The sequence below is a fragment of the Pseudomonas sp. 13159349 genome, assembly GCF_013305685.1.
GTDB classification, from domain to species: Bacteria; Pseudomonadota; Gammaproteobacteria; order Pseudomonadales; family Pseudomonadaceae; genus Aquipseudomonas; species Aquipseudomonas asiatica.
The window spans coordinates 343032-355581 of sequence record NZ_CP045553.1 but is presented as its reverse complement, the minus strand read 5'-3'; the positions used below and the strand labels follow the sequence as shown (position 1 = coordinate 355581).

Sequence of the window (12550 nt, the reverse complement as noted above, 5' to 3'; positions counted from 1 at the left end):
CCAGACTGGAAGGCCTGCCGGTAATCACACGGCGGCCTCTGGCAGCAGCATGGCCAAGATCATGGCCAGCAGGCGTTGGCCGAATCCTAGCCGTGTGCGATTACAAATGTCAAAAAATCGTGAAATGCAGGTTGATATAACCAAAATTGCGCGCTTGCCTGGTGCATTTCCATGCAGGTTTGCGCTATCAGCGGACAATTTATCTCGTGTGAGAAATAGCCTTTTGATCGAATGGACAATTTCCTGCGAGGGCTTTCGCAGCACAAGGCTGCTCCTACAGGGAAACGCGGCGCGGTGGAGACCGTAACAAACTGACACAGATGTAATGACAAGCCTTTACAAATACTCAAGCAATAGCAAATAACAAGCATTACCATCCGCATCTCTTTTTCACCTGCTCGATCCGGATGTGCCCATGCTTGTACCCTGCCGTCTTTCACCCCTGACGCTTGGCCTGTCGCTGCTGTTCGGCGCCAGCCTGGCCAGTGCCGCCACCACCACCCTGCCGGAACTGTCGGTAACCGCCGACAGTGAGCGCGAAGAGGACAACCCGCGAGTCAAGGAGGTAAGCACCGCGACCCGCACCTCGACGCCGGTACGCTATGTGCCGCAGGCCATCGACACGGTAAAGACCGTCAACGTGCTGGATTACGGCAGCAACACCCTGGGCAAGGCGCTGGAAGGCATCCCCAACGTCAGCAGCGGTGCCGACACCCGCTTCGACAGCGTGCGCATCCGCGGCTTCGAAGCCAGCAACGACTTCTACCTGGACGGCATTCGCGACGACAGCCAGTACATCCGCGACCTGCATAACATCGAGCGGGTCGAAGTGCTCAAGGGGCCGGCAGCGGTGCTTTATGGCCGTGGCAGCCAGGGCGGTATCGTCAACCGGGTGAGCAAGGCGCCGGAGCACGGCCGCCGTTCGAGCATCGAGGCGCAGGCCGGCAGCGAAGACCTGCGCAGCCTGTATGCCGACCTCAGTGCCGACCCCAGCGACACCGTCAGCCTGCGCCTGAACATGGGCAACCAGGACAACAACAGCTTCCGCGACGGCATCGACGGCAACCGCCAGCTGTTCGCCCCGTCGATCAGCTGGCAGGTCACCCCCGACCTGAACTGGCTGGTGCAATACGAATACAGCCGCTACAACCGCACCCCGGACCGAGGCATCCCCGGGGTCAACGGCCGCCCGGCCGATGTCGGCCGCAGCACCACTTATGGCGACACACAGCGCGACTATATCGACGACCGCGCCCAGTCGCTGCGCTCGCGCCTGAACTATCAGCTGAACGAAACCTGGCAGTTGCGCCATACCCTTGGCCTGTTCAAGCTCGACAGTGAGTTCGACAACACCTACGTCACGGGCTACGACGCCAGCACCGACACCTTGACCCGCCAGCGCTGGCAGCAGGACCTGAACACCAGAAACCTGTTCAACACCCTGGAGGCCGAGGGCGACTTCGACACCTTGGGCCTGGAGCACAAGCTGTTGCTGGGCCTGGAGTTCGGCAACCAGAAGCGCGACCCGGTGCTGTACAAAGCGGTCGACCAGAAACTCCAGGGCCTGGGCAAGCCCGGCCGCAACCAGCAGCTCAATGGCCCAATGACGTTGTTTAGTGACAACCATACCGTGGTCGATAGCCGCGGCCTTTATCTGCAAGACCAGATCCGCCTGAACGATCAGTGGCAGGTTCTTGCCGGTGTACGCTTCGACCAGTTCGACGTGCAGACCACCAACAAGGATGGCGTGCGCGAAACACAGGACAGCAACAGCACCAGCCCACGCTTGGGTGTGGTCTATACACCGTGGCGCGACCATTCGTTCTACGCCTCGTGGAGCAAGACCTTCTCGCCGGTTGGCGGCGGGCTGATCGGCATCACCCCAGGCGCAAAAGGCAACGGTAACGACGCCAAGCCGGAAGAAACCCGTCAGAAGGAAATCGGCGTGAAGAGCGACTGGCTCGACCAGCGCCTGACCACCACCCTGGCCATCTACGAGCTGGAGCTGTACAACCGCCGCACCCGCGACCCGCTTGTCCCGGAAAACATCTTGCTCAGCGGCATGCAGCGTTCGCGCGGTATCGAGCTGACCGCCACCGGCAACATCGTTGGCAACTGGTACGTGCGCGGTGGCATCGGCCTGCAGGACGCGACCATCGTCAAGGACAACAACGGCCAGGAAGGCAACCGCATCAATGACGTGGCCAAGCGCAACGGCAGCCTGTTCGTGACCTGGAAACCGGAACTGGGCTGGTACGCCGAAACCGGCCTGACGTTGGTAGGCGAGCGTTATGCGGACAACCAGAACACCACGGTGCTGCCGGGGTATGGCCGCTGGGATGCACTGGCGGGGTACCGCACGCATGACTGGGATGTGCGGGCGGCGCTGAGCAACATTGCCGACAAGACCTACTACAGCTCGGCGACCAGTGCGGCGCAGATCCAGGTGGGTGACCCGCGCAGCCTGGTGGTGACTGGCAGCTACAGCTTCTGATCTTTAATGCCTGTGCCGGCCCCTTCGCGGCTAAAGCCGCTCCCACAGCTACCCCACATGCATCGAGCCCAGTGGGGTACCTGTGGGAGCGGCTTTAGCCGCGAAGGGGCCAGCACAGGTTGAAGCAATCGATCAGTGCCACACCGCCATCAGCGCCTGCATTTCTGCTTCGCTGATCAGCCCTTGGGGGTATCGTCCGGCAAGCAGACGTCGTGGGTCGGTCGTCCTGACCCTGATGCTTCCATGGTGTTTCAACCACTTCGCCACAAGTCTGAGCGATTGGTGATTCACTGCCGATGGGCGCAAAGCCGACTCACTTGCTGCATTCATTTCTACACGTACTCCCTGGCCCGTGAGCGGCTAATCTACGTAAGGATTGTTACAGATTCGAGAGCTCAGCATGGCCGAGCTATCTGTCTGAAAAACAATACAAAACATATGCCAGTACAGGCCTGCGGACGGCCCCTGGAAACAAAAAAGCCCGTCATGTGACGGGCCTCTTCATTCACCGTGCGCTCAACGCTTGAACGGCGCCGGCTGCTGCTGTGTCAGGCAGTGGATGTTGCCACCGCCCAACAGCAGCTCACGACCAGGGATCATCACCACCTCGTGGTCGGGGAAAATCTTCGCCAGGATCGCTCTGGCCTCGGCATCTGCCGGGTCGTCGAAGCTAGGCGCAATGATGCCGCCGTTGACGATCAGGAAGTTCACGTACGAGCCGGCCAGGCGCACCGATGGGTCACGCTCCTGGCTGCCTGCCACCTGATCGACCCCGGCGCACTCTTCGGCAGTAGCGAACAGCGGGCCCGGGATCGGCATTTTGTGCACGATGAACTCGCGGCCCTTGGCATCGCGGGTGTTCTTCAGCACCTCCATGGCGGCATGGCAGCGTGCATAGTTGGGGTCGTTGGAATCATCGGTCCAGGCCAGTAACACTTCGCCCGGGCGCACGTAACAGCAGAAGTTGTCGACATGGCCATCGGTCTCGTCGTTGTACAGGCCATCCGGCAACCAGACCACGGTGTCCACCGCCAGATGATCGCGCAGCACCGCTTCGATCTGCTCGCGGTTCAGGTGCGGGTTGCGGTTGCGATTGAGCAGGCATTCTTCGGTAGTAATCACCGTGCCTTCGCCGTCCACGTGGATCGAGCCGCCCTCGAGCACGAAGCCTTCGGTGTGGTAGCGCTGGCAGCGCTCCATTTCCAGGACCTTGGCCGCCAGCTCCTCGTCACGGTTCCACGGTGCGTACAGGCCGCCGTCGAAGCCGCCCCAGGCATTGAAGCCCCAGTCCACACCACGCACTTCACCCTGGTCGTTGATGACGAAGGTCGGACCGGTGTCACGCACCCAGGCATCGTCATTGCTGATCTCGACCACGCGAATGTTCGGCTGGTCGAGCTGGCGGCGGGCATTCTCGTACTGGCCAGCGGAAACCGCGACGGTTACCGGCTCGAAGCGGGCAATGGCCTTGGCCAGGGTCACATGGGCAGCCTGCGCCGGCTTGCCGCCCAGGCGCCAGTTGTCCGGGCGCTCCGGCCAGACCATCCACACCTGGGTTTGCGGGGCCCACTCGGCGGGCATGTGGAAACCATCGGCACGGGGAGTGGAGTTGAGGGTTTTCATGATTGACCTCTGTGATGGCCCTGAGCCGGACTGTGCTGGGGCGTTTGTCAATTTATAACCGATATATATCGATATTTGAAGCCCGATAATCGGGAAAATCATGAGCGATCAAGGAAATTAAATCGATAAGAATCGATACAACCCCAACCTTGGCCGAGGAGCGAAACGGCACGACATCTACCATAGCCAGCCCTTGTGAATGCCGTTGAAGCCCGAGGCGGAAAAAACGGCCAGACCGGCTAGGGTCAATACATGAGCAGAACGGGCCAGCGAACCGCCATGAACATCATCCCTACCGCGATCCCTGAAGTACTGATCATCGAGCCGAAGGTTTTCGGTGACAGCCGTGGTTTTTTCTTCGAGGCATTCAACGCCCGCGAGTTCGCCCGGCAAACCGGCGTGAAGGCCGAGTTCGTCCAGGACAACCACTCGCGCTCCATCAAGGGTGTGCTGCGTGGCCTGCACTACCAGGTGGAAAACACCCAAGGCAAGCTGGTGCGCGTGGTGCAGGGGGAAATCCGTGATATTGCCGTGGACGTGCGCAAGAGCTCGCCAACCTTCGGCCAATGGGTCGCGGTGCAGCTGTCGGCCGACAATCATCGCCAGTTATGGATTCCACCAGGCTTTGCCCACGGCTTTGCGGTGATGAGCGAGTCGGCCGAGTTCCTCTACAAGACCACCGACTACTACAACCCGGGTGCCGACCGCTGCATCCGCTGGGATGACCCGACGCTGGCCATCGACTGGGGGCTGCAGCAGCCACCGGTGCTGTCGGACAAGGACAAGCTCGGCCTGCCGCTGGCAGAGGCGGAACTGCTACCTTAACTAGCGCATAATTGCGGCAGACTTTTCTGGCGCATTTACGTGATGATTGCAAAACCCACGCCCCCACGCCGTCCCCGCTGGCGCAGCCTGGCCCTGTTGGCCGTGTGCCTGGTCCCGTTATTGTGGCCCCTGCATCACCTGGCCGAACGTTACTACCAGGAAGAACTGGCCTCGCAGAACCGCCAGACCCTCGACCTGTATGTCGCCAACCTGCTCGGTACCCTGCACCGCTATGAAACCCTGCCGCAGATACTCGGCGACCTGCCGGCGCTGCGCGGGGTGCTGGCCGACCCGTTCCGCCTGGAAGCGGTGACCAATGCCAACCGCCTGCTCAAGGACATCGTCCAGCAGACCGGCGCCGAGGTGATGTACCTGATGGACGTCAGCGGCAACACCCTGGCCGCCTCCAACTGGGACAAGCGTGACAGCTTCGTCGGCCGCAACTTCGCCTTCCGCCCGTATTTCAACGAAGCCATGGCCGGCCGCCTGGGGCGCTTCTTTGGCCAGGGCACCACATCGGCCAAGCGCGGTTACTTCTTCGCCGCCGCCGTGCGAGACCGTGAACGCATCGTTGGCGTACTGGTGGTCAAGGTCGACCTCGACCACACCGAAACCTTGTGGGGCCGCACCCCCGAGCAGCTGTTGCTGACCGACCACAATGGCGTGGTCATCCTGACCTCGCGGCCCGACTGGCGCTTCCGCGCGACCCGTGCGCTGACCGAGGCCGAGCGCCAGGCCATCATCGCCATCCAGCCCTACCCGACCCAAGCCCCGCAACCGCTGGTACTCAACCCGGACGCCTGGATCAGCCAGACCCGCGACATCAAGGAAACCGGTTGGCAGGTCAGCATCCTCGCTCCGCGCATGCTGGTCGACCGTTCGGTGCAAACCGTCATGGCCATCGGCGCTGGCACCCTGCTGGTGCTGATACTGCTGGCTGGCCTGGTGATGCAGCGGCGCCGTCACTACATCGACCGCATCGACTTCGAGGCACGCGGCCGCCAGGAACTGGAAAAACGCGTGGCCGAGCGCACCGCCGACCTTGAAGGCCTGAACACCCGGCTCAAGAGCGCCGTACTGGAGCGTGAGAACGCCCAACAGGAGGCCGTGCGCGCCCAGGACGAACTGGTACAGGCCGGCAAGCTGTCGGTGCTCGGCACCATGTCGGCCAGCATCAGTCACGAACTCAACCAGCCGCTGGCCGCCATCCGCAGCTACGCGGAAAACGCCGAGATCCTGCTCGACCACCAGCGAACCGAAGAAGCCCGCGGCAACCTCAAGCTGATTGGCGAGCTGACCGGGCGCATGGCCTCGATCATCGCCCACCTGCGCGCCTTCGCCCGCCGTGACCGCCATGCCCCGGAGAGCGTGGCCCTGCAGCCGGCCCTGGACGACGCCCTGGCGCTGCTGGCCAAGCGCCGCCGGGCAATGGCCGTGGAACTGATCCGCGACCTGCCGGAAGCCACCTTGTGGGTACAGGCCGGCGAGACCCGCCTGCGCCAGGTGCTCGGCAACCTGCTGGCCAATGCCCTCGACGCCCTGACCGAAAAAGCCAACCCGCGCCGCCTGTGGCTAAGTGCCGAACAGCGCGATGACTGCGTCTACCTGTACATTCGCGACAACGGCCCCGGCTTCAGCCGCCAGGCCCTGGAGCACGCCAAGGAGCCGTTCTTCACCACCAAGACCCGCACCCAGGGCCTGGGCCTGGGCCTGGCCATCTGCGAAAGCCTGATGCGTGCCCTGGGCGGTGAACTGCTGCTGGCCAACCACCCGGAAGGTGGCGCACTACTGACCCTGCAGCTGCGTGTGGCCGCGCCTGGCGCTACTTTGCCCAATTCGGAGGACCCCTCGGCATGACCACCGAGACACTGATCGACAGCCGAGCCCAGGTCATCCTGGTCGATGATGACCCGCACTTGCGCCAGGCCCTGAGCCAGACCCTGGACCTGGCCGGGCTCAAGGTGGTCGCCCTGGCCGACGCCCAGGGCCTGGCCGAACGCATCGAGGCCGACTGGCCCGGGGTGGTGGTCAGCGACATCCGCATGCCGGGTATCGATGGCCTGCAGCTGCTGGAACAACTGCACGGCCGTGACAACGAGCTGCCGGTATTGCTGATCACCGGCCACGGTGATGTGCCGCTGGCGGTGCAGGCAATGCGCGCCGGGGCTTATGACTTCCTGGAAAAACCCTTTGCCAGCGACGCCCTGCTGGACAGCGTGCGCCGCGCCCTGGCCCTGCGCCGCCTGGTGCTGGACAACCGCAGCTTGCGCCTGGCCCTGAGCGACCGTCAGCAATTGGCCACCCGCCTGGTGGGCCAGTCGCCGTCCATGCAGCGCCTGCGCGAGCAGATCGGCGCCCTGGCCGGCACCCGCGCCGATGTGCTGATCCTGGGTGAGACCGGTGCCGGCAAAGAGGTGGTGGCCCGCGCCCTGCACGACCTGTCCAGCCGCCGCGACGGGCCGTTCGTGGCGATCAATGCCGGCGCACTGGCCGAGTCGGTGGTCGAAAGCGAGCTGTTCGGCCATGAGCCCGGGGCGTTCACCGGCGCGCAGAAACGCCGCATCGGCAAGTTCGAGTTCGCCAACGGCGGCACACTGTTCCTCGACGAAATCGAGAGCATGAGCCTGGATGTGCAGGTGAAACTGCTGCGCATGCTTCAGGAACGGGTGGTCGAGCGCTTGGGTGGCAACCAGCTGATCCCGCTGGACATCCGCATCATCGCCGCGACCAAGGAGGACCTGCGCCAGTCCGCTGACCAAGGGCGGTTCCGCGCCGATTTGTATTACCGCCTGAACGTGGCGCCGCTGCGTATTCCACCGCTGCGCGAACGCGGCGATGACATCCTGGTGCTTTTCCAGCACTTCGCCGACGCCGCCAGCGAGCGCCATGGTCTGCCGCCACACGCCCTGCAGCCGGCCCAGCGCGCCATGCTGCTGCGTCACGACTGGCCCGGTAACGTACGCGAGCTGCAGAACGCCGCCGAGCGTTTCGCCCTTGGCCTGGAACTGGCTCTGGACGGTCAGGCGCCGCCGGCGGCAATGCCTTCGGTACCGATGCCGAGCGGCAACCTCAGCGAACAGGTCGAGCAGTTCGAGCGCTCGCTGATCGCTGCCGAACTGGCCCAGCCACACAGCTCCATGCGCAGCCTGGCCGAGGCGCTGGGCATCCCCCGCAAAACCTTGCACGACAAGCTGCGCAAGCATGGCTTGAGCTTTGATGGCGGTAGCGGCGGACATGACGATCAAGAGGACAACCGTTAATGAACACCGATAGCCAGTACCTGCAGACCGTCCTGCACGGCGACATCCCCCTGACCCGCGAGATGGGCCTGGAAGTGCTCGATTGGCAGCAGCACACCCTGCGCCTGCAATTGCCGCTGGCGGCCAACGTCAACCACAAGAGCACCATGTTCGGCGGCAGCCTGTACTGCGCCGCGGTGCTGGTGGGTTGGGGCTGGCTGCACCTGCGCCTGCGCGAGTCGGGTATCGATGACGGGCATATCGTCATCCAGGAAGGGCAGATCAGTTATCCGCTGCCGGTTACCGGGGCGGCGGTGGCGCGCTGTGCGCCGCCGGATGAGAAGACCTGGGAGCGGTTCCTGACCATGTACCAGCGGCGCGGGCGGGCACGGTTGACGCTGGAGACCACGGTGAGCAATGCCGGTAGTGACGAGCCTGCTGTTACCTTCAGCGGCCAATACGTGCTGCACCGCTGACCGCGGGCAAGTACTGATGCCAGTCAGTTAGTGCTGTTGGGTCTGCTGCGCAGCCCATCGCCGGCAAGCCAGCTCCCACAGGTGCAGCGCCATGCTGAAGGTCTGCGCAGTACTTGTGGGAGCTGGCTTGCCGGCGATGGGCCGCAAAGCGGCCCCGGCGATATAGGCGGCGAAGCTGAAGTCCTGAGCTCCAACAGAGTGTGATGATACCCGTCAGATCAGGCTCAGGAAGGCTTCGCGCCAAGCAGCATTTGCCGGCAACGCCAGGAAATGCGGGTTGAGCAACAACTCACGCGCCGGGTACCGGAACGGCAAGCCGTCCAACCCGATTACCTGGCCACCGGCCCCTTCCACCACGCCCTGCGCCGCCGCGGTATCCCACTGCGAGGTCGGTGCCAGGCGGGGATAGCAATCAGCGCTACCCTCGGCCAACAGGCAGAATTTCAACGAACTGCCGATATTGGCCAGCTCCAGTTCACCCACCGCCGCCCCCAACCCGGCCAACAGCGCTTCCTGTTCCGGGCTGGAATGGCGACGGCTGGCAACCACGGTGAAACGCCCACCTGCCGGCGGCGCGTCGCGAACCTGGATCGGCTGCGGAGCCTCACCCGCTTCCGCACGCCAGGCGCCCAACCCACGCCCACCGAAGTAGCAGCGCCCGTTGGTCGGCATGGATACCACGCCGAACACCACCTCGCCGTTTTCGACCAGGGCGATGTTGACCGTGAACTCCTCGCTGCCGGCGATGAATTCCTTGGTGCCGTCCAGCGGGTCGACCAGCCACCAGCGGCTCCAACCCTGACGCTCGGCCAGCGGAATGTTGCAATCCTCTTCAGACAGCACCGGGATCTGCGGCGCCAGCGCCAGCAGGCCATCGGCAATCACCCGGTGCGCCGCCAGGTCGGCGGCGGTGACCGGCGAATCGTCGGCCTTGTTGGTCACGGCCACATCGGCGCGCCAGAACGGCAAGATCGCTTCGCCCGCCGCAAGGGCCAGCTTGACCACTTCGTGCATCAATTGCAGGTCGTTCATGCTTCCAGCAGCCCCCGCTGAATCAGTAGGTCACGCGCCAGATACAACGCCGCCAAGGCACGCCCCTCGGTGAACTGTGGGTGCATGGCCAGGGCCGAGAGTTCGCGCAGGTTAACCTTGTCGACCCGCATCGGCTCCGGCTCATCGCCCTCCAGGCGCTCCTCGTACAGGTCGCTGGCCAGCACCACCTGGATCTTCTGGCTCATGTAGCCCGGCGACAGCGACAGCTCGGTCAGGTGCTCCAGCTGGCGCGCGCCAAAACCGGCCTCTTCCTTGAGCTCCCGGTCGGCTGCCGCCAGCACGTCCTCGCCCGGCTCGATCAGGCCTTTGGGCAACGACAGCTCGTATTCGTCGGTGCCGCCGCAGTATTCCTCTACCAGCACCGCGTGCTCGGCATCGAGCATGGCCACGATCATCACCGCGCCGTAACCATTACCCCGGCCCACCAGGCGCTCGTAGGTACGCTCGTTGCCATTGCTGAAGCGCAATTGCACGGCTTCGACGCGAAACAGGCGGCTGCTGGCGACGATTTCGCGGCTGAGGACGGTGGGTTTCTGGCGCATGGGGCGGCTCCTTGGCGTGAACGGGTTACTATACCGTGGCTTGCCGACTGATCGAGAGTTTCCCATGCCTGTTCTTCCCTGGTCCGCCATCGATACCGTCCTGCTGGACATGGATGGCACCCTGCTCGACCTGCATTACGACAACCGCTTCTGGCTGGACCACCTGCCCCAGCGCTATGCCGAGCTGCACGGGGTGAGCCGTGCCATGGCGGAAATGGAACTGCAGCCGCTGTTCGAACGCAATGCCGGCACGCTTAACTGGTATTGCCTGGACTTCTGGAGCCGCGAATTGCGGCTGCCGATCCGTGAGCTGAAACAGGAAATCGCCGACCTGATCGCCCTGCGCCCGGATGCCGATACTTTCCTTGCCGCGATCCGCGACGCGGGCAAGCGCGTGGTGATGATCACCAATGCGCACCGGGATTCGCTGTCACTGAAGCTGGAGCGGGTGGAGCTGGCGCCGTACTTCGAACGGCTGATCAGCTCGCATGACTACGGCTACCCGAAGGAAAGCCCGCAGTTCTGGGACGCGTTGCAGGCGGACATCGGCTTTGAACCGGAGCGCTGCCTTTTTATCGATGACACCCTGGCGATTCTGCGCAGTGCGCGACGGTTTGGCGTGGGGCATCTGCTGGCGGTGCGCCAGCCGGATAGCCAGGCAGGGCCGCGGGATACCGAGGAGTTTGCGGCGGTGGAGGATTACCGGGAATTATTGGTAGGCCTGTGAGGGCCCTTTCGCCGGCAAGCCAGCTCCCACATGTACCTCGCAGGCCCTCAGGCCTGTGGTAATCCTGTGGGAGCTGGCTTGCCGGCGATAGGGCCGGTACAGGCTGCAGAGATCAGTCAGGAATACGCAACACCTGCCCCGGATAGATCTTGTCCGGGTGCTTGAGCATCGGTTTATTGGCCTCGAAGATCTTCTGGTACTTGTTGGGGTCGCCATACACCTTCTTCGAAATGGCGCTCAACGTATCACCCTTTTCCACCGTCACGAACCGCGCGGCCTTGGCCACCGGTCCGGTCACGGTGATCTGGTCATCCACACTGGCAACGCCTGCGACGTTACCCGCCGCCAGGATGATCTTCTCCTTCTCCTCCTGGCTGGCCACCTCACCCTTGAGGATGATCGTGTCTCCCTCTACAGTGGCCGTGATATTCGGGTTGCCCAGGCCGACACTTTCCACGTGTTTCTTCAGTTGCTCTTCGGCATTGGCATTGCCGGGGGTCAGCAGGTCGATCAACTTCTCGCCCGCTTCCTTGACGAAACTGAACAAGCTCATAACGCTCTCCTTGTTGACGAAACCTCGGACACAGCAGTCTAGGCCAGCTTTTCCCCTGGCGCCCCATGCGACCAATCGACGCGGTCTATCAAGGCATAGACCCTAGCGATTAGACGCCGCCAGCCCGCACGCCTAGGCTTGTGCTATCTGAAAGTTGCCGATAGCCCGATGAACAGTCAGCTCCGATGAACAGCAAGCCTCCGGTCTGCGCGGCCTCATCGCCCTTGACCATGCCCGCCGCCAGCAACACCTACGATTACGTCCAGCTCAACGATGCCAGACGCGACAGCACGCCCCTGGCCGAAGAAGTGGCCCTGGCCATTGCCTACAACGGCCTGAACCAGGCGGTGATGCTGGTCAGCCCCACCGACCTGGAAGACTTCGCCGTCGGCTTCAGTGTCGGCAGCGGCATAGTCGAAGGCACAACGGAAATCTACGACCTGAAACTCTCCGGCAGCGGCTCGGCAATGTACGCCGACCTGGAGATTTCCAGCCGTGCGTTCTGGAACCTGAAAAACCAACGCCGCCAGTTGGCCGGCACCAGTGGTTGCGGCCTGTGCGGGGTCGAAGCGCTGGAGCAGGCACTGCCAGAGCTGGCCAAGCTGCCTGGCGCACCTTTGCCACCCGCGCAATGGTTGGTCGGCCTGCGTGAGCGCATCGATGCCTTCCAGCCCCTCGGCCAACACTGCGGCGCGGTGCATGCGGCGCTGTTCATGGACCGCCACGGCGAACTGCTGCTCGGCCGCGAAGACATCGGCCGGCACAACGCCCTCGACAAGCTGATCGGCGCCTTGCTGCGCCAAGACATCGACAGCCAGGGTGGCCTGGCCATCGTCACCAGCCGCTGCAGCCTGGAGCTGATCCAGAAGGTGCTGCGGGCCGGTATCCAGACCCTGGTCAGCCTGTCGGCGCCCACCGGCCTTGCCCTGCAATGGGCGCGCAAGCACAACCTCAACCTTATCCATCTGCCCAAGCACAGCGCACCGCGGGTCTACAGCCCAGCGGCGGAGTCGTAACA

12 protein-coding genes are annotated in these 12550 nt (G+C 63.5%); 7 read left to right on the top strand and 5 right to left on the bottom strand.

Going from position 1 to position 12550, the window contains the following annotated elements; translation table 11 throughout:
* Nucleotides 1–415: 415 nt before the first annotated feature.
* Complete coding sequence (locus GEV38_RS01595) at nt 416–2494, top strand: TonB-dependent siderophore receptor (protein WP_054573662.1); 2079 nt, start codon at nt 416–418, stop codon at nt 2492–2494.
* A 132-nt stretch (nt 2495–2626) separates the two neighbouring features.
* On the opposite strand, the gene GEV38_RS27520 is transcribed toward GEV38_RS01595, so the two are convergent.
* Together GEV38_RS27520 and aguA are read right to left on the bottom strand one after the other, a co-directional pair.
* Complete coding sequence (locus GEV38_RS27520; RefSeq protein WP_080563721.1) at nt 2627–2824, bottom strand: hypothetical protein; 198 nt, start codon at nt 2822–2824, stop codon at nt 2627–2629.
* Between the two features lie 186 nt (nt 2825–3010).
* Nucleotides 3011–4117, bottom strand: coding sequence for an agmatine deiminase (gene aguA, locus GEV38_RS01590; RefSeq protein ID WP_054573395.1), 1107 nt, complete (start codon nt 4115–4117; stop codon nt 3011–3013).
* A gap of 279 nt (nt 4118–4396) precedes the next feature.
* On the opposite strand from aguA, the gene rfbC reads away from it, so the two are divergent.
* The 4 genes from rfbC to GEV38_RS01570 are packed head-to-tail and all read left to right on the top strand — an operon-like array spanning nt 4397 to nt 8657.
* Complete coding sequence (gene rfbC, locus GEV38_RS01585) at nt 4397–4942, top strand: dTDP-4-dehydrorhamnose 3,5-epimerase (protein ID WP_015268616.1); 546 nt, start codon at nt 4397–4399, stop codon at nt 4940–4942.
* Between the two features lie 42 nt (nt 4943–4984).
* Nucleotides 4985–6799 carry an ATP-binding protein gene (locus tag GEV38_RS01580; RefSeq protein ID WP_054573394.1) on the top strand — a complete coding sequence of 605 codons (1815 nt, stop codon included), beginning with the start codon at nt 4985–4987 and terminating at the stop codon, nt 6797–6799.
* Nucleotides 6796–8202 carry a sigma-54 dependent transcriptional regulator gene (locus tag GEV38_RS01575; protein WP_015268614.1) on the top strand — a complete coding sequence of 469 codons (1407 nt, stop codon included), beginning with the start codon at nt 6796–6798 and terminating at the stop codon, nt 8200–8202. Before GEV38_RS01580 ends, GEV38_RS01575 begins: the two co-directional genes overlap by 4 nt.
* Nucleotides 8202–8657, top strand: a complete 456-nt coding sequence (locus tag GEV38_RS01570; RefSeq protein WP_015268613.1) for a YiiD C-terminal domain-containing protein — start codon at nt 8202–8204, stop codon at nt 8655–8657. Before GEV38_RS01575 ends, GEV38_RS01570 begins: the two co-directional genes overlap by 1 nt.
* Nucleotides 8658–8870: 213 nt before the next feature.
* Here the strand turns inward: GEV38_RS01570 and cysQ are convergent, their stop codons facing one another.
* Both cysQ and nudE read right to left on the bottom strand, forming a co-directional pair.
* A complete protein-coding gene (gene cysQ, locus GEV38_RS01565; protein WP_054573393.1) occupies nt 8871–9689 on the bottom strand; it encodes a 3'(2'),5'-bisphosphate nucleotidase CysQ in 819 nt (272 codons plus the stop codon).
* Entirely contained in the window at nt 9686–10252 is a 567-nt protein-coding gene (gene nudE / locus GEV38_RS01560; protein WP_015268611.1) for an ADP compounds hydrolase NudE, read from the bottom strand. Before nudE ends, cysQ begins: the two co-directional genes overlap by 4 nt.
* A gap of 64 nt (nt 10253–10316) precedes the next feature.
* On the opposite strand from nudE, the gene yrfG reads away from it, so the two are divergent.
* On the top strand, nt 10317–10979 hold the full coding sequence (gene yrfG / locus GEV38_RS01555) for a GMP/IMP nucleotidase (protein ID WP_054573392.1): 663 nt from the start codon (nt 10317–10319) through the stop codon (nt 10977–10979).
* A gap of 112 nt (nt 10980–11091) precedes the next feature.
* Here yrfG and lysM read toward each other — a convergent pair whose 3' ends face one another.
* A complete protein-coding gene (gene lysM, locus GEV38_RS01550; protein ID WP_054573391.1) occupies nt 11092–11532 on the bottom strand; it encodes a peptidoglycan-binding protein LysM in 441 nt (146 codons plus the stop codon).
* Between the two features lie 185 nt (nt 11533–11717).
* Between lysM and fdhD the strand changes: the two genes are divergently transcribed.
* On the top strand, nt 11718–12548 hold the full coding sequence (gene fdhD / locus GEV38_RS01545) for a formate dehydrogenase accessory sulfurtransferase FdhD (RefSeq protein ID WP_015268609.1): 831 nt from the start codon (nt 11718–11720) through the stop codon (nt 12546–12548).
* The last annotated feature ends 2 nt before the right edge of the window (nt 12549–12550 follow it).

Excerpts from the sequence above, each read along its gene's own strand:
- GEV38_RS01595 (WP_054573662.1), top strand. The coding sequence starts at position 416 with ATGCTTGTACCCTGCCGTCTTTCACCCCTGACGCTTGGCCTGTCGCTG.
- GEV38_RS27520 (WP_080563721.1), bottom strand. The coding sequence starts at position 2,824 with ATGAATGCAGCAAGTGAGTCGGCTTTGCGCCCATCGGCAGTGAATCAC.
- aguA (WP_054573395.1), bottom strand. The coding sequence starts at position 4,117 with ATGAAAACCCTCAACTCCACTCCCCGTGCCGATGGTTTCCACATGCCC.
- rfbC (WP_015268616.1), top strand. The coding sequence starts at position 4,397 with ATGAACATCATCCCTACCGCGATCCCTGAAGTACTGATCATCGAGCCG.
- GEV38_RS01580 (WP_054573394.1), top strand. The coding sequence starts at position 4,985 with ATGATTGCAAAACCCACGCCCCCACGCCGTCCCCGCTGGCGCAGCCTG.
- GEV38_RS01575 (WP_015268614.1), top strand. The coding sequence starts at position 6,796 with ATGACCACCGAGACACTGATCGACAGCCGAGCCCAGGTCATCCTGGTC.
- GEV38_RS01570 (WP_015268613.1), top strand. The coding sequence starts at position 8,202 with ATGAACACCGATAGCCAGTACCTGCAGACCGTCCTGCACGGCGACATC.
- cysQ (WP_054573393.1), bottom strand. The coding sequence starts at position 9,689 with ATGAACGACCTGCAATTGATGCACGAAGTGGTCAAGCTGGCCCTTGCG.
- nudE (WP_015268611.1), bottom strand. The coding sequence starts at position 10,252 with ATGCGCCAGAAACCCACCGTCCTCAGCCGCGAAATCGTCGCCAGCAGC.
- yrfG (WP_054573392.1), top strand. The coding sequence starts at position 10,317 with ATGCCTGTTCTTCCCTGGTCCGCCATCGATACCGTCCTGCTGGACATG.
- lysM (WP_054573391.1), bottom strand. The coding sequence starts at position 11,532 with ATGAGCTTGTTCAGTTTCGTCAAGGAAGCGGGCGAGAAGTTGATCGAC.
- fdhD (WP_015268609.1), top strand. The coding sequence starts at position 11,718 with ATGAACAGCAAGCCTCCGGTCTGCGCGGCCTCATCGCCCTTGACCATG.